Source organism: Kribbella solani, assembly GCF_014205295.1.
In the GTDB taxonomy this organism is placed as follows: Bacteria; Actinomycetota; Actinomycetes; order Propionibacteriales; family Kribbellaceae; genus Kribbella; species Kribbella solani.
Map to the genome: position 1 here is coordinate 6,352,451 of NZ_JACHNF010000001.1, position 18,277 is coordinate 6,370,727.

The following is an 18,277-nucleotide window of genomic DNA, read 5'->3' on the forward strand; positions in this document are numbered from 1 at the left end:
AGCGGAGCCGAAGCCAATAGAGTTGACGGGTGGAGAAGTCGCCGAAGCATCGACTGGCCGACCGGGTGCTGTGGGCGCTCGGGCGGGCCAGTCAGCAGTCCCACCGGCTGGTCCGGCAGCACATGACGACGGCCGGCATTCGTACGCTGCACTATCACGTGCTGGCCAGCCTCGCCGACGACGGCGAGGGGGCGCAGGCGACGCTCGCGGACCGGATCGGGCTGGACCGCAGTGATCTGGTCACGTTGCTGGACGAGCTGGAGGAGCAGAAGTTCCTCGCCCGCCGGGTCGACCCGGCGGACCGGCGACGGAAGATCGTCGCGATCACCCCGGCGGGGCAGCGGCAGCTGGAGGTGATGGACCAGCTGATCTACGCCGCCGAGGCGGACCTGCTGAAACCGCTGACGGCAGCCGAACAGAAGACCCTGCTCACCCTGCTCACCCGCCTAGCCCCGGACTCCTGACCCCGGGCCGGGCACCGCTCCACCTTTCCCCAAACCGGTTTGGGGTGCCTAACCGCCTGTTCCAGGGGTAGAACCTGCCCCACTCCACGTAGACAACCACCCCAAACCGGTTTGGGGCGTCCAGTCTGACTCGGCCGGACGGGCTGTCCTGGGCGAGTCAGTGTGAGGTGGTCTTGAGGCGGTTGAAGGAGGCGCTGATCTCGGCCTCGGCCTCCGCTCGGCCGACCCAGGTGGCGCCCTCGACCGACTTGCCCGGCTCCAGGTCCTTGTAGACCTCGAAGAAGTGCTGGATCTCCAGCCGGTCGAACTCCGGTACGTGGTGGATGTCCCGCAGGTGTTCCTGCCGCGGATCACCGGCCGGTACGCAGAGCACCTTGTCGTCGGGGCCCTTCTCGTCGGTCATCCGGAACATGCCGATCGCCCGGGAGCGGATCAGGCAGCCGGGGAACGTCGGCTCCGGCAGCAGCACCAGCGCGTCCAGCGGGTCGCCGTCCTGACCGAGGGTGTCCTCGATGAACCCGTAGTCGGACGGATACTGGGTGGCCGTGAACAGCGTCCGGTCCAGCCGGAGTCGCCCGGTCTGGTGATCCAGCTCGTACTTGTTCCGGGTGCCCTTGGGGATCTCGATGAAGACGTCGAACTCCATACGGCAGATACTGTCACGGTTCCGACCGACCGAATGACAGGAGCAGCCCGGTGGCTCGACCAGCCCGTGCGGCATTCGTCACGCTCGTCGCCACGGCTCTGTGTGCCGGCTTGTGCACGAGCCAGGTGAACACGGCTGGTGCCGTACCCGCCGCGGCGGGGGATGCGGTGGCTCAGCAGGCGCCGGCAGTACTGGCACCCGCGACCACAGAGGGTGTCGCTCCGACGGCAGCGGGTGTCGCCAAGGCGCTGGCCGCCGTACTCAAGGATCCGTCACTCGGTCCGCACCACGGTGTGTACGTGTACGACGCCTCGCGGAACAAGCCGCTGTTCTCGGTCGGTGCAGGTACGCCGTACACGCCGGCGTCCACGCTGAAGCTGCTGACCACCGTATCGGCGCTGGAGACGCTCGGCCCGGACCACACGTTCGCCACGAAGGTCGTCAGCGGTGCCAAGGGGTCGGTAGTGCTGGTTGGTGGGGGCGACCCACTACTGGCGGTCAGGCCGTCCGCTGGTGATGGCTACCCGACCAGGGCGACTCTCCAGACACTCGCTGCCAGTACGGCGAAGGCGCTGAAGGCCCAGGGCCTCACCTCGGTGTCACTCGGGTACGACGCGTCGCTGTTCACTGGTCCGGCCATCAATGCGCGCTGGGAGGCCAACTACGTGCCGGAAGGCATTGCGGCGCCCACGTCCGCGCTGTGGGTGAACGAGGGCCGCGTCGCGCCCGGTATGGCGAAGCGGTCGACCGCACCGGCTCAGGCGGCGGCGGTTGCGTTCCAGAAGCTGCTGGTCCAGTACGGCATCAAGGTGGCTGCTGCGCCGAAGCCCGCGGTCGCACCGGCTGCGGCGGCTCCGATTGCACAGGTGAAGTCGCCGACGCTCGGGCAGATCGTCGAGTACATCAACCTGCACAGCGACAACGATGGTGCGGAGACGCTGCTGCGGCACGTCGGCATCGCCACCGGCAATGGCGGCTCGTACGTCGGCGGGGTCAAGGGCGTACGCGCCACGCTGACGAAGCTGGGGCTGGACGTCTCCAAGGCAACCATCTACGACGGCAGTGGTTTGACTAGGGCAAACAAGGTCCCGCTGGATGTACTGGCCGGTGCGGTTCGAGTGGCCGTGTCGAAGGACCACCCGGAGCTGCGCCACCTGCTGACCGGTCTGCCAGTGGCTGGATTCAACGGCAGCCTCCGGGAGCGCTTCAGCACAGTAGGTACCGGTCCGGGCCTCGGACTGGTCCGGGCGAAGACCGGGACACTCACCGGTGTCCACAGTCTCGCCGGGTACGCGCGGGACATGTCCGGGACGCTCCTGGTCTTCGCGGTCGCCAGTGACAGCGTTCCCGTACCGAAAACGCTCGATGCGCGTGCCGCGCTGGACAGGACCACCTCGCTGCTCGCTGCCTGCGGATGCTGAAGTACCTGATCCGGCGGCGCATGTTGGTACATAGCACTAGGGTCGTTGTATGAGTACGGCGGAGGGCGAGACCACTACTGAGATGGTCGACTGGCAGCTGGCGACCGGCGTGGCGCGGAGGTTGCTGCGTCCGGGTCCCGCGGTCAGCCGCGCGCAGGCCGACCAGGTGGTCGCCGAGCTGCGGCAGTTCGCGGCCGAGTCCGAGGGCCACGTACGTGAGTTCACCGGTCTGCAGGCCACGTCGGCCACGGCGCCGGTGGTGATCGTGGACCGGCCCGGCTGGGTCCAGGCGAACGCGGACGGCTTCCGTACCGTCCTGCAGCCGCTGGCCGACAAGCTGCGCGAGAAGGCGGACCGGACTGCCGGTCTGTCCTCCGCGGTGGGTTCCCGGGTCACTGGTATCGAGGCGGGTGCGCTGCTGGCGTTCCTGTCGTCCCGCGTACTCGGGCAGTTCGACCCGTTCTACCCGGCTCAGCCGGACCCGGACCGGCCCGGACTGACCGGCCGGCTGTTGCTGGTCGCGCCGAACGTGATGCACGTGGAGTCCGAGCTGGATGTAGTACCGAGGGACTTCCGCTTGTGGGTGTGTCTGCACGAGGAGACGCACCGGGTGCAGTTCACGGCGGTCCCCTGGCTGCGGGACCACCTGCGGTCGGAGATCGCGCTGTTCCTGGACCAGGCCGAGCTGGACGCATCGGCGTACGCCGCCATGTTCCGCGAGGCGGCCCAACGACTCGGACGGTCGATCCGCGGTGAGGCGGAGCTCAGTCTGGTCGACCTGATGCAGTCACCGGAACAGCGTGCGGTACTGGATCGGCTGACCGCGGTCATGTCCCTGCTGGAAGGACATGCGGACTTCGTGATGGACGGCGTCGGTCCGGCCGTCATCCCGACCGTCGACAAGATCCGGTCCAAGTTCTCGTCGCGGCGGACGAGTGGCAACCCGGTGGATCAGCTGCTGAAGCGTCTGCTCGGGCTGGACGCGAAGCTGCGGCAGTACAAGGACGGCGCGGCGTTCGTACGCCATGTGGTCGACCGGGTCGGCATGGAGGGCTTCAACCGGGTCTGGACCGGGCCGAACACGCTGCCGACCAAGAACGAGATCGCGAACCCGGATGCCTGGGTCACCCGACTCCACGGCTGAGCCGGCAGCGGGCCAACCGGCAGCCGGCGAACCGGCGGGCGGCCAACCGACAGCCGGTGAACCGCTGGCCAGGCCGGTGGAGGAGCTTGTCGAGCATCGCAGGGGACGGCTGCACCCTGCCGTCGCGCGCACCCGGGAGGCAGTCCGTACCGCCCTCGCCGGGCTCCCGCAGGGCACCACGGTGCTGGTCGCATGCTCCGGCGGCACCGACTCACTCGCACTGGCCGCCGCCACCGCGTTCGAGGCCCCGAAGCTCGGGCTACGCGCCGGTGCGGTCATCGTCGACCACGGTCTGCAGGCGGACTCCGCGCACATCGCCGAGACAGCCGCCGAGCAGTGCAGAACACTCGGTCTGGACCCGGTCCAGGTCAGGCCAGTCACTGTCGGCACCGAAGGCGGCCCGGAGGGTGCGGCCCGCACTGCCCGCTACGACGCCCTGCGCGACGCGGCCGACGAGCTGGCCGCGGACGTCGTACTCCTCGCCCACACCCGCGACGATCAGGCCGAAACCGTCCTCCTCGGCCTCGGACGCGGTTCCGGTGCCCGCTCCCTCGCCGGGATGGCGCCAGCGGTCGGACTGCTCCGGCGGCCGTTGCTGGACGTGCCACGCGCCACCACCGCCGCGGCGTGCATCGCGTCCGGTCTCCGCCCGTGGCACGACCCGCACAACGACGATCCGCAGTACACGAGGGTCCGCGTACGCCATGAGGTCCTGCCGATCCTGGAAGAGGCACTAGGACCCGGCGTGGTCGAAGCGCTCGCGCGTACGGCCGGACTGCTTCGCGCGGACGCCGATGCGCTCGACCAGCTCGCTGCTGACGTGGCCGAGACCGCACTGAGCCGGGCCGAGGGCGAAGTACGCGGCGACCTCGGCGTACTCGCGGGCGAGCCCACGGCCGTTCGTACGCGGGTGCTGCGCCAGGCCGCACTGGAGGCCGGGTGCCGCGCGACGGACCTCACCGCGGGCCACGTGGCGGCCGTCGACGCGCTGGTGACCGACTGGCGCGGTCAGCGCTGGATCGACCTACCACAGGGCGTCCGGGCCGTTCGCAAGGGTGGATTCATCGCATTGGGCCCTGATGTGACAGGCTGAGCCGCGTGGATGCTGCGGACATCGAGAAGGACCTGAGCACGATCCATTACACCGAGGAACAGATCCTGGCGAAGCTCCGGGAACTGGCCGGCCGGATCGAGCAGGACTACGAGGGCAAGGACCTCCTCATCGTCGGCGTTCTCAAGGGCGCCGTGATGGTGATGGCCGACCTGGCCCGGTCGCTCACCCGGCACGTCGAGATGGACTGGATGGCGGTCTCCTCGTACGGCTCCGGGACCAAGTCGTCCGGCGTGGTCCGGATTCTGAAGGACCTGGACACCGACATCAGCGGCCGGCACGTGCTGATCGTCGAGGACATCATCGACACCGGCCTGACGCTGACCTGGCTGGTCAGCAACCTGCAGTCCCGCGGCCCGGCCTCGGTCGAGATCTGCACCGCGTTCCGGAAGCCGGACGCGGCGGCCAAGATGGAGGTCCCGGTCCGGTACGTCGGCTTCGACCTGCCGGACGAGTTCGTCGTCGGGTACGGCCTGGACTACGCCGAGCGCTACCGGAACCTCCGCTGCGTGGCGACGCTCGCCCCGCACGTCTACTCCTGACCACCACCCCGCGTCGTTCCCGGCCTGCTCTCCGGTCACACTCGGTAACTAACTTGGCTCAGTAGTGCTCGATGCGCAGTCGTGCCCCTGTAGTGGGGGAGTTTGCGCGGCACGAGACACTAGAGTCGGTGTACCGTCTCAAGCCCGAATATCCGGGCCTGTCGAGCTAGGAGGGACGGGGCCTAGGCCTCGATCATGGACGTGAAGCGCATCTTCCGCGGACCCCTGTTCTGGATTGTCGTCGCCTTCCTCGGCGTCTTGGTGATCGGGCAGCTCCTGACCGGCACGACCGGGTACAAGTCCGAGCCGACCGGTCAGGTCGTGCAGCTGATCCAGCAGGCGAAGTCGTCGAGCGACAAGACGATCAAGTCGGTGACGCTGATCGATCCCGACCAGGAGATCCGGATCGAGAAGACCGACGGCTCGAAGATCAAGGCCAACTGGGTCGACGGCCAGGCCGACACCCTCGGCAACGATCTCCAGACGCTCTACCAGAACGGAAAGGTCGAGACGTACAACGTCGAGAATCCGAAGCCGAGTTTCATCGGCCAGGTGTTCTCGACCCTGATTCCCTTCCTGCTGATCGCGGTGGTGTTCATCTTCCTGATGAACTCGATGCAGGGCGGCGGATCGCGGGTGATGAGCTTCGCCAAGTCCAAGGCCAAGCTGATCACCAAGGACACCCCGAAGACGACGTTCGCGGACGTCGCCGGGTGTGACGAGGCGATCGAGGAGCTCGGCGAGATCAAGGAGTTCCTGCAGGAGCCGGGCAAGTTCCAGGCGGTCGGGGCGAAGATCCCGAAGGGCGTACTGCTGTACGGCCAGCCCGGTACCGGTAAGACGCTGCTGGCCCGCGCGGTCGCCGGTGAGGCCGGCGTGCCGTTCTACTCGATCTCCGGCTCGGACTTCGTCGAGATGTTCGTCGGTGTCGGCGCCTCCCGGGTCCGGGACCTGTTCGAGCAGGCCAAGGCGAACGCCCCGGCGATCGTCTTCATCGACGAGATCGACGCCGTCGGCCGGCACCGTGGCGCGGGTCTCGGCGGCGGTCACGACGAGCGCGAGCAGACCCTGAACCAGCTGCTGGTCGAGATGGACGGCTTCGACGTCCGCGGCGGCGTGATCCTGATCGCGGCCACCAACCGGCCGGACGTGCTGGACCCGGCGCTGCTGCGCCCGGGCCGGTTCGACCGGCAGATCGCCGTCGACGCGCCGGACCTGCCGGGCCGGGCCCAGATCCTCAAGGTGCACGCCCGTGGCAAGCCGATGGCGCAGGACGTGGACCTGACCGCGGTCGCCCGCCGGACCCCCGGCATGACCGGTGCCGACCTGGCGAACGTACTGAACGAGGCGGCGCTGCTGACCGCCCGTTCGAACGCGCAGCTGATCGACAACCGCGCGCTGGACGAGGCCATCGACCGCGTGATCGCCGGACCGCAGCGGCGTACCCGGCTGATGTCCGACAAGGAGAAGGTGCTGACCGCGTACCACGAGGGCGGCCACGCCCTGGTCGCGGCCGCGCTCCCGCACTCGGACCCGGTGCAGAAGGTGACGATCCTGCCCCGCGGCCGGGCGCTCGGCTACACGATGGTGATGCCGGACGAGGACAAGTACTCGACCACCCGGTCGGAGATGCTGGACAAGCTGGCGTACATGCTCGGTGGCCGCGCGGCCGAGGAGATGGTCTTCCACGACCCGACCACCGGTGCCAGCAACGACATCGAGAAGGCGTCGGCGCTGGCCCGCGCGATGGTCACCCAGTACGGCATGACCGAGCGGCTGGGCGCGATCAAGTTCGGCCAGGACAGCAGCGAGCCGTTCCTGGGCCGTGACTTCGGCAGCCAGCGGAACTACTCCGAGGAGATCGCGGCCGCGGTCGACGAGGAGGTCGGCAAGCTGATCCTGAACGCGCACCAGGAAGCCTTCGACATCCTGGTCGAGAACCGGGCCGTCCTCGACCACCTGGTCGAGGAGCTGCTGGAGAAGGAGACGCTGGACAAGCACGAGATCGCCCGCGTCTTCGGGCCGATCATCAAGCGCGACCGCCGGCCGGCCTGGACCGGGTCGTCGACCCGGATTCCGTCGGACCAGCCGCCGGTGATGCCGGTGCCGACCCGCGGCGAGCAGAACGGTTCGCTCACCGACGTGCTGCCGGGCGGATCGGTCGGTCCGGACGAGGCGATCCGGCCGCCGGACTACGGCAGCGGCCCGACCCCGCCGCCCAGCAACCAGTAACCTTCGGCAGGACCAGTGAACGCCGCCACCCGGACCGGGTGGCGGCGTTTTCGTTGCCCGGGCCGGTAGCGTTCGAAGTCTGCCGTCAGGAGGCCTGGATGACATCACCGAACTTCGACCACGGGCGGGCCGAGCGGGCCGTCCGGGAGCTGCTGATCGCGATCGGCGAGGACCCGGACCGCGAAGGGCTCCGGGACACTCCGGCCCGGGTGGCGCGCTCGTACGCGGAGATCACCGCCGGGCTCGGGCAGACCGCCGAGGACGTACTGACCACCACCTTCGCGCTCGAGCACGACGAGATGGTGCTGGTGAAGGACATCGAGGTGTGGAGCCTGTGCGAGCACCACCTGGTGCCGTTCACCGGGGTCGCGCACGTCGGCTACATCCCGAGCCGGGACGGCCGGGTGACCGGGCTGTCCAAGCTGGCCCGGCTGGTCGACGTGTACGCGAAGCGGCCGCAGGTCCAGGAACGGTTGACCACCCAGGTCGCCGAGTCGCTGGTGGAGCTGCTGCAGCCGCGGGGCGTGATCGTGGTGATCGAGTGCGAGCACCTGTGCATGACCATGCGCGGTGTCCGGAAACCGGGCGCGAAGACGATCACTTCGGCGGTCCGCGGCCAGCTCCGGAACCCGGTCACCCGCGCGGAGGCGATGAGTCTGATCGTCGGCTGAGCCGTAGCCCGGGAACCGGTGTGATCGTTGACGTTTAAGAGACAAGCCCTCTGGACATTCTGTTGCTGAACGTTTACTTTCCGTAGTGGCGCTTGGCCAACGGGGACCAGGCGCTGGTGTGAGGAGGACAGATGTCGGGGCGTTTCCGGGTCGGCGCCGCACTGGCCGGAGTCGTCGTCCTGACGACCACCGGCCTGGTCGCGGCGAACTGGGCCACCGCCGGGACAGCGGACCAGCCAGACCCGCAACCGGCCGCCAAACCGGCCGGCCCGGTGACCAACCCGCTGCTCGCGGAGACGCTGGAATCGGAGCTCGGCTCCGACTCGGGTGTGGTCGGCAGCTACTACGACGAGGCCGGTGAGCTGATCGTCGCGGTCTCGAACCTGTCGACGGCCGCGCTGGTCCGGCAGATCGGCGCGGTGCCGCGACTGGTCAAGTTCACCGCCCGGCAACTGAACGCCGTCCAGGGCGAGCTGAACCAGCTGGCCAGTACGTCCAGTGCCGGCAAGGTCCGGTCCTGGTACGTCGACCCGATCACCGGCACCGTCGTCGTCTCGGTGCCGAAGAACGCGCACGACCTGATCACCAACCGGTTCCTGCGCCGGGCCGAGGCGAACGGCGACCGGGTGACGGTCCGCAGGGTGGCCGGCACGATCCGGACCACCGCCGACGACTTCGGGCTGCGCGGCGGCCTCCAGGTCGACAAGAACACCGGGTACGTGTGCTCGCTCGGCTTCAACGCCCGCACCCGCAAGGGCAATCGGATCTTTCTGACGGCCGGCCACTGTACGTCCGGCAAGCCGTCGTTCTCGCGGAACGGCTACGTCCTCGGGAACACGTACACCTCCACCTTCCCCGGCCACGACTTCGGTTCGGTCGGCGTGATCGAAGGCTGGGACCAGCAGGGGTACGTCGAGGGCTGGGGCAGCGGGAACGTCGCGGTGAAGGGGATCGCGGACGCGACCGTCGGCTCGACGGTGTGCAAGTCCGGGAAGAGCACCGGCTGGACCTGCGGCCGGATCGTGGCCCGGAACGTGACCGTCAACTACGGCAACAACCGCGTCGTCCGCGGGCTGTTCCAGCACACCGCCTGCGTCGAGTCCGGTGACTCCGGTGGCGCGAACATGACCGGCAACTACGCGCAGGGCATCACCAGCGGCGCGGCGCTGATCGACGGGCAGTGCCTGGAGAAGTCCGGGCAGACCAACGAGTCGTACGCCCAGCCGATCGGCGAGGTGCTCCGCGCCACCGAGTCCCGCCTGATCCTCGCCAACTGACCTTCGCCGGCAACCCGTCCCGTACGCCGTTCAGCGCCTGTTCGACCGGCCGGCCGGTCAAATCGGCGGCTGCCTGTCGGGGTGGGGGTGCGGGCTACTACGGTGTGTGGGTGAGAACTGGGTCGTGGGGTCACGTGGACGGACTGCCGGTCGTGGACCGGTGTCTCGTCATGGGCGTGGTCAACGTGACGCCGGACTCGTTCTCGGACGGCGGCAAGTGGTTCGAGCCGGAGGCGGCGATCAAGCACGGCCGCGAGTTGCTGGCCGAAGGCGCCGACCTGCTGGACGTCGGCGGCGAGTCGACCCGGCCGGGGGCGGCGCGGCCGGAGCCGGACGAGGAGATCCGCCGGGTGCTGCCGGTGATCGAGGCGCTCGCGGCCGAGGGCGCGATCATCTCGGTGGACACGATGCGGGCACACGTCGCGGAGCTGATGCTGGACGCCGGCGCCACCATGATCAACGACGTCTCCGGCGGCCAGGCCGACCCGGACATGCTGCCGCTGGTCGCCGAGCGGAAGGCGCCGTACCTGTGCATGCACTGGCGCGGCCACTCGATCGACATGCAGAACCGGGCGGAGTACGGCGATGTGGTCGCCGAGGTGATCGCCGAGCTGGCCGAACGGCTCGAAGCGCTGAGCCGGGCCGGCGTCGATCTGAACCGGGTGGCGATCGACCCGGGGCTCGGGTTCGCGAAGCACGCGGGTCACAACTGGGAGATTCTTCGCCGGATCCGGGAATTCGCGGTACTGGAGCGGCCGTTGTTGATCGCTGCGTCCCGGAAGGCGTTCCTCGGTAGGCTGCTCGCCGACGAACAGACCGGTGCACCCAGACCGGCGGTACGAAGAGACGATGCGAGCGCGGCCGTCACCGCCCTGGCCGCCGCCGCGGGAGCCTGGTGTGTCCGGGCGCACGCGGTGGCACCGAGCGCGGACGCGGTCCGGGTAGCGAAGAGATGGGGAACTGTATGACCGACGGACCCACCGGCGCTCCGCGTCCCGGCGCGGGCGGTGCGGGCGCGTCCGGCGCCCGGGTGGACGACGTCGTACTGGCCGCCAACACCGCGTTCTACAACGCGTTCGAGGCCGGCGACCTGGATCTGATGGCGGCGGTCTGGCTGCCGGAACCCGATCCGGTCTGCATTCATCCCGGCAACGCGGCGATCTCCGGGTACGCGGAGCTGATGCGCGCCTGGGCGATGATCTTCGCCAACACCCCGTACATCCAGTTCTTCCTCACCGACGTGCGGGTACGGGTGGATGAAGACGTGGCGTACGTCACGTGTACGGAGAATGTCCTGTCGTCGGGCGAAGGCGCGCCGGAGGAAGGATTCGCCGGTGGTATGGCGCTGGCCACGAACGTTTTCCGGAAAACTTCCTCCGGCTGGCGGTTGTGGATTCACCATGCCTCACCGGTACTGTCGTCTGGGGGCCGACAGGAGGAGGCGCCGTGACGGAGCGAAGCGAGGTCACACAACGCTGCGTCCCGAACCCGCCTGACGTGATCGAGATCCGTGGGATCCGTGGATTCGGACGGCACGGGGTCTTCGATCACGAAAAGGCCGACGGGCAGGAGTTCGTCGTGGATGTCCGGCTGGAGCTGGACACCCGGCCCGCCGCTGCCTCCGACGACCTGGCCGACACCGTGAACTACGGGGTGGTGGCCGAGCGGGTGCACCAGGCGATCGAGACCGATCCGGTGGACCTGATCGAGACCCTCGCCCAGCGGATCGCCGATCTCTGTCTCGCCGACGACCGGGTGACAGCGACGGCAGTGACCATCCACAAACCCTCGGCGCCGATCACGGTGCCGTTCGACGACGTTGTCCTGACCGTGCAGCGCAGAGCCGGAGAATCCTCGTGACTGAGACCCCTAGTCCCCACGTCATCGACGCGGACACCCTGAGCGGCGGCCTGAAGCCGATCCGCCAGGTGATCCTGTCGCTCGGCAGCAATCTCGGCGACCGTGAGGCGAACCTGCAGGGCGCGGTCGACGCGCTCCGGGACACCCCGGACGTCGTGGTGGTCGAGGTCTCGCCGGTGTACGAGACCCAGCCCGTCGGCGGACCGGAGGAGTCCGGCCCGTACCTGAACATCGTCCTGCTCGCCGACAGCACGCTGGCGGTCGACCTGCTGCTGGAGCGCGCGCACGCGGTCGAGCAGGCGTTCGGCCGGGAGCGTGGCGTACCGGGCGCGCCGCGGACCCTGGACGTGGACCTGATCACCTACGGGCAGAAGACGATCGAGTCCGAGGAGCTGACCATCCCGCACCCGCGGGCGCACGAGCGGGCGTTCGTACTGGCGCCGTGGCTGGACATCGAGCGGGACGCGGTCCTGCCCGGTCATGGCCCGGTCGCCGAACTGCTCGCCAAGGTCGGCACCGAGGGCGTGACCAAGCTCGACATCGAGCTGCAGTAGTGGCACCGGGCGGTACCGAGCCCGGCCGGGCGCCCGGGGACAAGCAGGAACCGCCGCACCCGGGTTCGGTGCGGCCGACGTCGCGCCGGCTGCTGGTCGCGATCGCCGTCCTCGGCGTCGCGGTCGGCGTCACGCTGGTGAAGGCGATCGAGGCCGGCGGCGGGGTCGCGCCGTCGCTGTCCTGGCTGACGCTGGTCGCCTGGGCGTTCCTGGCCGCGCTGCTGTTCGCGGCGGCCCGGAACACCCACCAGCGGATCCAGGTCCGGCACGAACGGGTCGAATCGTCGCGCGCGGTCTTCCTGTTGATGATCGGCAAGGCAAGCGCTTTCGTCGGCGCGTTGTGCACCGGTGTTTACACAGGGTTCGCGTTATCCTTCCTGCAGGCAGTGGGCTCCTCGGGGCCTCGTAACCGTGTGATCATGGCCGGTGCCGCGGCGGTGATCTCTGTGCTGGTCGTCACGGCCGGATTGTTGCTCGAACGTGCGTGTCGCATTCCCAAGGACCCGGACGAAACCCCTTAACATGACGACCCATGGGGTCAAGGGGTAGCCGCCGTCGAACCAGGACCACAGTTCTCACCGTCGCCAACGGTCTGGTGATCGTTGTCTGTCTGGGCGTGAGTATCGCCCTGTTCTCACAGAACGCCTGGATTCTCCGGGCGGCCGCCGGGGGCGCTGTCCTGGTCGCGATCGCTGCCTCGGTGCTGTTCCGGCACCAGCTGCTGGTGGAGCGGCTGAAGCACTCCGACGAACGCGCGCAGGTCGCGCAGGAGTACTCGCGGATCACCAGCGCGCGGGTGGTCGAGAACGCCGAGTTCGTCGACCTGATGCAGCGCCGGCTGGACAAGATCGACCAGCGCCTGGACAAGATCGACGAGGAGGTCGCGACCGTGGTCGCGGCCGGCGACAAACACTCCCAGGCCGAGGCCCCGACCGTCGTCGACCTCAAACTCCGCGGCCTCGCCGCCTCCTGACAGCCCTCCACACGAGTGGATATCCACCGTTGTGGTGGGTTCTCCACCCGTATACCGGTGGAGAACCCACCACGGCAGTGGATATCCACTGCTGTGGGGTGGGTAGGTTGGGCCTGTGGAACTTGCCGAGTTGTTGAAGGTTGCCGGGGCCGCGGTCGAGCGGGGGCGGGCGGTGACCGCGTCGCGGGCGCCGGGGGAGCTGACCTCGAAGGGCGACCGGGACATGGCGTCCGAGGTGGACTTCGCGGTCGAGCGGGAAGTCCGGGCGTTCCTGGAGCGCGAGACGCCGGAGATCGGCGTGCTCGGTGAGGAAGAAGGCGGCGCCACCGACGGGACCCGCTGGGTGCTCGACCCGGTCGACGGCACGGTGAACTTCATCCACGGCGTACCGCTGTGGGCCATCTCGCTCGGGCTGATCCACGAAGGCCGGGCGGTCGCGGGCGTGATCGACCACCCCGCGCTGGGTACGACGTACGCAGCCGCCGAAGGCCTCGGCGCGACCTGCAACGGGCGGGCGATCCGGGGCAGCGAGTGCACCGATCTGACCGACGCGCTGGTGTCGATCGGTGACTACGCGGTCGGGCCGGACGCGGAGCAGGTGAACGCCGAACGGGTCGCGCTGACCGAGCGGCTCTACCCGCGGGTGCAGCGGCTGCGGATGATCGGTACAGCCGCTACGGCGCTGACGTGGACAGCACACGGGTACTTCGACGCGATGATCCTGTTCTCGAACAAGCCGTGGGACACGATGGCCGGCGTCGCGATCTGCCGTGAAGCGGGTGTGACCGTGCTGGACCTCGACGGCACCGAGCACGCGCCGGAATCCCGTGGCGTCTTCGCGGTCGCGGAGGGCATCCGCGAACCGTTGCAGGAGCTTCTGGGCTGATCCCTACTTGTCGATGTCGCCGACGACGAAGAACATGCTGCCGAGGATCGCGATCATGTCCGGGATCATCGTGCCGGGCAGCAGCGCCGGCAGCGCCGAGATGTTGTTGAAGCTGGCCGATCGCAGTTTTAGCCGCCACGGGGTCTTGTCGCCGCGGGAGACCAGGTAGTAGCCGTTGATTCCTAATGGGCTCTCGGTCCAGGCGTACGTCTGGCCTTCCGGGACCTTGAGGATCTTCGGCAGCCGGACGTTCACCGGCCCGGCGGGCATCGTTGACAGCTTGTCCAGGCAGGCGTCGACGAGGTCGAGTGACACCTTCACCTGTTCGAGCAGGACCGCGAAACGCGCGTAGCAGTCGCCTTCGGGGCGGGTCACGACGCGAAGTACGTCGGTCAGCTCGCCGTACGCCAGGTAGGGCTCGTCGCGGCGGAGGTCCGCGTCCACGCCGGAGGCACGGGCGATCGGCCCGGAGACGCCGTACTGCGCGACGAGCTCGGGGGAGAGTTTGCCGACGCCGACCGTCCGGGCGCGGAAGATCTCGTTGCCGAGGATGATCTCCTCGATGTCGGGCAACCGGCCGCGGACCGCCGCGGAGGCGGCGGCGGCGCGGCCGAGCCAGCCGTACGGCAGGTCCTCCTTCAGGCCGCCGACCCGGTTGAACATGTAGTGCATCCGGCCGCCGGACAGTTCCTCCATCACGGCCTGGATCGTCTCGCGCTCCCGGAACGCGTAGAACACCGGCGTGATCGCGCCGAGTTCCAGCGGGTACGAGCCGAGGAACATCAGGTGGTTGAGCACCCGGTTCAGCTCGGCGAGCAGCGTACGCAGCCAGACCGCGCGCTCCGGGACTTCCAGGCCCATCATCCGCTCGACCGCGATGACGACGCCGAGCTCGTTGGCGAAGGCGGACAGCCAGTCGTGCCGGTTCGCGAGCACGATGATCTGCCGGTAGTCGCGGACCTCGAACAGTTTCTCCGCGCCGCGGTGCATGTAGCCGATGATCGGTTCGCAGCCGACGATCCGCTCGCCGTCGAGGGTCAGCCGGAGCCGCAGGACGCCGTGGGTGGCCGGATGCTGCGGCCCGATGTTGAGCACCATGTCGGTGGTCGGCAGGTCCGAACCGGCCCCACCACGCTCGTACGCGGGGTCGAATCCGGCAGCTCCGGCCCCGACTCCAACCACTCTTTCGGTGCTCATGCCCTCTATCGTGACAGGCTGGGGGCGTGGATGACCTTTTCGCACCCTCGGATGTCAGTTGGATGCCGGTGTCACCCAAGCTGGCCACGCTGCGCCGGCTGAACGCGGCGATCACGGGCGGGCTGCTGGCGATCGTGGCGCTGGTGGCGCTCGGTCTGACGGTCGGCTGGCTGTACGGCGTACTGGCCGTGGTCGTGATCGCACTGCTGTTCGCCTGGTCCTGGGTGCTGATCGGCCGCAACCAGCGGTCCTGGAAGTACGCGGAGCGCGAGGACGAACTGCTGGTCAGCCACGGGATCATGTTCCGCGAGCTGGTCGTCGTACCGTACGGGCGGATGCAGTTCGTCGACGTGACCGCCGGACCGCTGGAGCGGGCGTACGGGATGGCGACCGTGGAGCTGCACACCGCGACGCCGGCCACCGACGCGAAGATTCCGGGACTGCACCCGGATGAGGCGAGCCGGCTGCGGGACCGGCTGTCCGCTCTCGGCCAGGCGCAGGCGTGGGGCCTGTGACCGAGCAGCCGGCGGTGGAGGTGGTCGGTCAGCGGCTGCACCCGCTGACCCCGTTCGTGAAGGGCTGGGGGTACTTCGTCGTCGCGGCGGTCGCCCTGGTCAACAACGAGGGGCTGCGCAGCAATCTGACCATCGCGGGCATCGGCCTGGCCGCCGTACTCGTCGGCGGCATCCTGCTCGGCGCACTGTCCTGGTGGTTCACCAAGTGGCAGCTGACGGCCGAGGCGATCCGGGTGGACAGTGGGTTCCTGTTCCGGCGGACGCGGATCATCCGGTTCGACCGGATTCAGGCGATCGACGTGGCGCAGCCGTTCGTCGCGCGACTGTTCGGCATGGCTGAGCTGCGCATGGACGTGGCCGGCGGTGGCAAGAGCGACGGCAAGCTGAGCTACTTCCGGTACGAGGAGGCCGTGCAGCTGCGGACCACCTTGCTGGTCCGGGCCAAGGGCGAGCAGGGCGCCGCGCAGCAAGAGCTGGAGCAGCAGGCCGAAGCCGAGGCTCCACCACTGCTGACCGTACCGACGAGCCGGCTGCTGGGTGCGACGCTGCTGTCCTCCACTGTGGTCGGTAGTGCCGGCGCACTGATCTGGCTGATCGTCGCGACCATGGTGCTGAACTTCCACGTCGGTCTGGTCGCCGGTCTGCCGCTGCTGCTCGGTGTCGTGCACCCGATCTGGAAGCAGGTCGTAGGCAACCACGGCTTCACGCTGTCGGAGTCCAGCCACGGGCTGCGGACCAAGCGCGGTCTGCTGGACGTACAGCGGCAGACGATCCCACCAGGCCGCGTACAGGGCCTGCTGATCACCGAGCCGTTGATCTGGCGGATGATCGGCTGGTCACGCGTCGAGCTGGACATCGCCGGTGTGGCCGGCAAGAAGGAAGACGGCGAGGACGACTTCGACGGCGCACAACTGCTGCCGGTGGGCGAGCGGACCGAGGTGGCGTACGTACTGAGCCGTGTCCTACCTGGGTTCGATCTGGCCCGGATCGACATGCGTCGTGCACCGGAACGAGCCAAGTGGCTGCGTCCGATCGGCTGGCGTTACCTGACGTTCGGCTTCGACGAGCAGGTCATGGTGACCAGCAAGGGCTGGGTCAGCCGGCAAACGGCGATCGTGCTGCATCACAAGACGCAGTCCGTACGGATGGCACAGGGACCGATCCAGCGGCGGCTGGGAGTTGCCAACGTGCATGTGGACACGCCGCTCGGCCCGACCAACGCCATCGCGTTCCACCGGGACCAGGCCGAAGCCGCGGCACTGGTCGATGCTCAGGCGGACAGGGCGCGGGAGGCGCGGCGTACGGTGTCGGCTTCGGTTGCCGTCCAGACCCAGCCGAACCCGCCGAGTCCGGACGGGTCCAGCAGCTCACCTGCCTCGCCTGCTGACGACAGCTCGGCCAGATAGCGCATCGGATCGGTCTGGGCGAGCTCCAGCGGCGGACGCCGACCGGACAGGCCCAGCTGGGTCAGAGCGTCGCGTTGCGAGACCAGCTGACCGTCAACGGCTGCTGCGAGTGAGTCGAGCGCTACGTGTGCGGTGATGTCGCAGCTGCCGTCCGGTTCCGGTGCGCACTCCTGGCCGGAGCGGAAGCCAGTCAGCGTGCCGAAGGGCGGCCGCGTCGCTCTGAGATGGCCGTAGTCGACTGCGATCGCTACCGCACCCGGCTCCAGCCGCCGGACCACGTCCTGCCAGGACTCGTCCCTGGCCCGTCCGACCTCCGCACGGTCACCTGGCTCGCCGGGCCACCATTGCTGCAGCCAGTCGAGGTTGTTGCCAGTAACAACCGCACCTGGTGTCAGGTCAGCCAGCAGGTAGCGCGGTACGCCGTCCTCGTCCCACTCGACCAGCTCGCACGGGACGTTGTCGAGCCACTCGTTCGCTATCACCAGTCCGGTCAGACGGTCGGGCAGCTGGTCGTCCAGCTCGATGTCGAGTACGGACAGCCCCTCGGTGCGCAGTACCTTGCCCAGCTCACCGGTGCCTGCTCCGATGTCCACCACCTCGCTCAGGTCGAGCTGCTCCGCCAGGCGGGCGATGGCCTGACCGAAGAGACTGGAGGCGTGTACGGACGTCCGGAAGTGCATGGCAGGCCGCTGGCGCCGGTAGAAGCCGTCAGGGCCGTACAGGGCCTCCTGCCACGCGTCCCGGAAGGTTGTCATCTGGACCCAAGTGGCACTGTGCCGAGCTGGTGCCAGGAGCCGTCCGCGTCCTCGCGCCACAGCCCCAGCTCGGTCAGGCGCTTCGTCGGGGCCGGTGTGTCGGCCAGCGCGGCAGTTGCCTCGGCCAGTACGGCCGGTCCGCCTTGGTTGGACGACGAGATGGTCAGGTGTGGCCGTGCGTCCGGGAACTCACCGCCGTACGGCGGACACTCCGGGAAGGCCGCGAACACAGCCAGCAGCAGCGAGCGGACCGTGTCGAAGGGCTCCGGCTGCAGCCACACCGTGCCGTTGGGGAACTGGCCCGCGGTCGGGAAGGTGAGCTCGAAGGGCTCGATGGTCGACACGGCGGCACGCAGCCGGGCGATGTCGGCGTCGGTGGGCTCGGCGACCCAGGGGACCAGCACCGTCACGTGCGGCGGGATCAGCTCGGTCAGCGGGACCTGTGGCCGGGCTGAGGACCGTGACACCGAACGCCAGCGCTCCGTGTACGCCGCCAGCTCAGGCACTGTGATCAGAATCGCCGTCAATCCGGTCCGCGCTGCCCACGCATCAGTCACCCCAGCATCCTCTCATCGCCTACGCTGGAAGACAGATCGTCTGGTACCCCGCCGTGGGACTGGAAC

The 18,277-nt window shown here is 68.8% G+C and carries 20 protein-coding genes and 1 pseudogene; 17 read left to right on the forward strand and 4 right to left on the reverse strand.

From position 1 onward, the window contains the following. Positions 1-29: 29 nt before the first annotated feature. Positions 30-464 (forward strand): MarR family transcriptional regulator, encoded by a 435-nt coding sequence (locus HDA44_RS29355; RefSeq protein ID WP_184839893.1) that lies wholly within the window; start codon positions 30-32, stop codon positions 462-464. 157 nt (positions 465-621) lie between these two features. Here HDA44_RS29355 and HDA44_RS29360 read toward each other — a convergent pair whose 3' ends face one another. Beyond that, a complete protein-coding gene (locus HDA44_RS29360) occupies positions 622-1,110 on the reverse strand; it encodes an inorganic diphosphatase (RefSeq protein ID WP_184839895.1) in 489 nt (162 codons plus the stop codon). A gap of 50 nt (positions 1,111-1,160) precedes the next feature. Between HDA44_RS29360 and dacB the strand changes: the two genes are divergently transcribed. From dacB to HDA44_RS29430, 14 genes are all read left to right on the forward strand, one after another. Further along, on the forward strand, positions 1,161-2,531 hold the full coding sequence (gene dacB, locus HDA44_RS29365; RefSeq protein ID WP_184839897.1) for a D-alanyl-D-alanine carboxypeptidase/D-alanyl-D-alanine endopeptidase: 1,371 nt from the start codon (positions 1,161-1,163) through the stop codon (positions 2,529-2,531). A 49-nt stretch (positions 2,532-2,580) separates the two neighbouring features. After that, entirely contained in the window at positions 2,581-3,675 is a 1,095-nt protein-coding gene (locus HDA44_RS29370; protein WP_184839899.1) for a zinc-dependent metalloprotease, read from the forward strand. A 76-nt stretch (positions 3,676-3,751) separates the two neighbouring features. Next, positions 3,752-4,768: a tRNA lysidine(34) synthetase TilS gene (tilS, locus tag HDA44_RS29375; protein WP_337906550.1), complete on the forward strand. Its 1,017-nt coding sequence runs from the start codon at positions 3,752-3,754 to the stop codon at positions 4,766-4,768. A 5-nt stretch (positions 4,769-4,773) separates the two neighbouring features. Beyond that, positions 4,774-5,328 carry a hypoxanthine phosphoribosyltransferase gene (gene hpt / locus HDA44_RS29380; RefSeq protein WP_184839903.1) on the forward strand — a complete coding sequence of 185 codons (555 nt, stop codon included), beginning with the start codon at positions 4,774-4,776 and terminating at the stop codon, positions 5,326-5,328. A 195-nt stretch (positions 5,329-5,523) separates the two neighbouring features. Further along, the gene (ftsH, locus tag HDA44_RS29385; RefSeq protein WP_184839905.1) at positions 5,524-7,560 is read left to right on the forward strand and encodes an ATP-dependent zinc metalloprotease FtsH; all 2,037 of its coding nucleotides are present in this window, start codon (positions 5,524-5,526) and stop codon (positions 7,558-7,560) included. Positions 7,561-7,658: 98 nt separating this feature from the next. Further along, positions 7,659-8,231: a GTP cyclohydrolase I FolE gene (gene folE, locus HDA44_RS29390; protein ID WP_184839907.1), complete on the forward strand. Its 573-nt coding sequence runs from the start codon at positions 7,659-7,661 to the stop codon at positions 8,229-8,231. Between the two features lie 131 nt (positions 8,232-8,362). Continuing rightward, the gene (locus HDA44_RS29395; protein WP_184839909.1) at positions 8,363-9,508 is read left to right on the forward strand and encodes a S1 family peptidase; all 1,146 of its coding nucleotides are present in this window, start codon (positions 8,363-8,365) and stop codon (positions 9,506-9,508) included. Between the two features lie 170 nt (positions 9,509-9,678). Then, the gene (gene folP, locus HDA44_RS29400) at positions 9,679-10,476 is read left to right on the forward strand and encodes a dihydropteroate synthase (protein ID WP_184844487.1); all 798 of its coding nucleotides are present in this window, start codon (positions 9,679-9,681) and stop codon (positions 10,474-10,476) included. Next, the gene (locus HDA44_RS29405) at positions 10,473-10,958 is read left to right on the forward strand and encodes a nuclear transport factor 2 family protein (protein ID WP_184839911.1); all 486 of its coding nucleotides are present in this window, start codon (positions 10,473-10,475) and stop codon (positions 10,956-10,958) included. The genes folP and HDA44_RS29405 overlap by 4 nt, the downstream gene beginning before the upstream one ends. After that, a complete protein-coding gene (gene folB, locus HDA44_RS29410) occupies positions 10,955-11,368 on the forward strand; it encodes a dihydroneopterin aldolase (protein ID WP_184839913.1) in 414 nt (137 codons plus the stop codon). Before HDA44_RS29405 ends, folB begins: the two co-directional genes overlap by 4 nt. Further along, entirely contained in the window at positions 11,365-11,922 is a 558-nt protein-coding gene (folK, locus tag HDA44_RS29415) for a 2-amino-4-hydroxy-6-hydroxymethyldihydropteridine diphosphokinase (RefSeq protein WP_184839914.1), read from the forward strand. Before folB ends, folK begins: the two co-directional genes overlap by 4 nt. Next, positions 11,922-12,443, forward strand: coding sequence for a DUF3180 domain-containing protein (locus HDA44_RS29420; protein ID WP_184839916.1), 522 nt, complete (start codon positions 11,922-11,924; stop codon positions 12,441-12,443). The genes folK and HDA44_RS29420 overlap by 1 nt, the downstream gene beginning before the upstream one ends. A gap of 95 nt (positions 12,444-12,538) precedes the next feature. After that, positions 12,539-12,895, forward strand: a complete 357-nt coding sequence (locus HDA44_RS29425; protein ID WP_319036408.1) for a hypothetical protein — start codon at positions 12,539-12,541, stop codon at positions 12,893-12,895. Between the two features lie 115 nt (positions 12,896-13,010). Further along, positions 13,011-13,781: an inositol monophosphatase family protein gene (locus HDA44_RS29430; protein ID WP_184839920.1), complete on the forward strand. Its 771-nt coding sequence runs from the start codon at positions 13,011-13,013 to the stop codon at positions 13,779-13,781. A 3-nt stretch (positions 13,782-13,784) separates the two neighbouring features. Here the strand turns inward: HDA44_RS29430 and HDA44_RS29435 are convergent, their stop codons facing one another. Next, entirely contained in the window at positions 13,785-14,978 is a 1,194-nt protein-coding gene (locus HDA44_RS29435) for an NADH-quinone oxidoreductase subunit D (RefSeq protein WP_184839923.1), read from the reverse strand. A 26-nt stretch (positions 14,979-15,004) separates the two neighbouring features. Between HDA44_RS29435 and HDA44_RS29440 the strand changes: the two genes are divergently transcribed. Together HDA44_RS29440 and HDA44_RS29445 are read left to right on the forward strand one after the other, a co-directional pair. After that, positions 15,005-15,493, forward strand: a complete 489-nt coding sequence (locus HDA44_RS29440) for a PH domain-containing protein (RefSeq protein WP_184839925.1) — start codon at positions 15,005-15,007, stop codon at positions 15,491-15,493. Further along, on the forward strand, positions 15,490-16,899 hold the full coding sequence (locus tag HDA44_RS29445; RefSeq protein WP_184839927.1) for a PH domain-containing protein: 1,410 nt from the start codon (positions 15,490-15,492) through the stop codon (positions 16,897-16,899). Before HDA44_RS29440 ends, HDA44_RS29445 begins: the two co-directional genes overlap by 4 nt. A gap of 104 nt (positions 16,900-17,003) precedes the next feature. Here HDA44_RS29445 and HDA44_RS37635 read toward each other — a convergent pair. Both HDA44_RS37635 and HDA44_RS29450 read right to left on the reverse strand, forming a co-directional pair. Next, positions 17,004-17,654: pseudogene (locus HDA44_RS37635) on the reverse strand (SAM-dependent methyltransferase); the annotation flags it as partial. After that, a complete protein-coding gene (locus tag HDA44_RS29450; protein WP_184839930.1) occupies positions 17,651-18,211 on the reverse strand; it encodes a 2'-5' RNA ligase family protein in 561 nt (186 codons plus the stop codon). The gene HDA44_RS29450 and the pseudogene HDA44_RS37635, both read right to left, overlap by 4 nt. Between the last annotated feature and the right edge of the window lie 66 nt (positions 18,212-18,277).

Bases quoted from the DNA above. Each gene is read 5' to 3' on its own strand.
- HDA44_RS29360 (WP_184839895.1), bottom strand. From the start codon at position 1,110: ATGGAGTTCGACGTCTTCATCGAGATCCCCAAGGGCACCCGGAACAAG.
- HDA44_RS29370 (WP_184839899.1), top strand. From the start codon at position 2,581: ATGAGTACGGCGGAGGGCGAGACCACTACTGAGATGGTCGACTGGCAG.
- ftsH (WP_184839905.1), top strand. From the start codon at position 5,524: ATGGACGTGAAGCGCATCTTCCGCGGACCCCTGTTCTGGATTGTCGTC.
- folE (WP_184839907.1), top strand. From the start codon at position 7,659: ATGACATCACCGAACTTCGACCACGGGCGGGCCGAGCGGGCCGTCCGG.
- HDA44_RS29395 (WP_184839909.1), top strand. From the start codon at position 8,363: ATGTCGGGGCGTTTCCGGGTCGGCGCCGCACTGGCCGGAGTCGTCGTC.
- folP (WP_184844487.1), top strand. From the start codon at position 9,679: ATGGGCGTGGTCAACGTGACGCCGGACTCGTTCTCGGACGGCGGCAAG.
- HDA44_RS29405 (WP_184839911.1), top strand. From the start codon at position 10,473: ATGACCGACGGACCCACCGGCGCTCCGCGTCCCGGCGCGGGCGGTGCG.
- HDA44_RS29435 (WP_184839923.1), bottom strand. From the start codon at position 14,978: ATGAGCACCGAAAGAGTGGTTGGAGTCGGGGCCGGAGCTGCCGGATTC.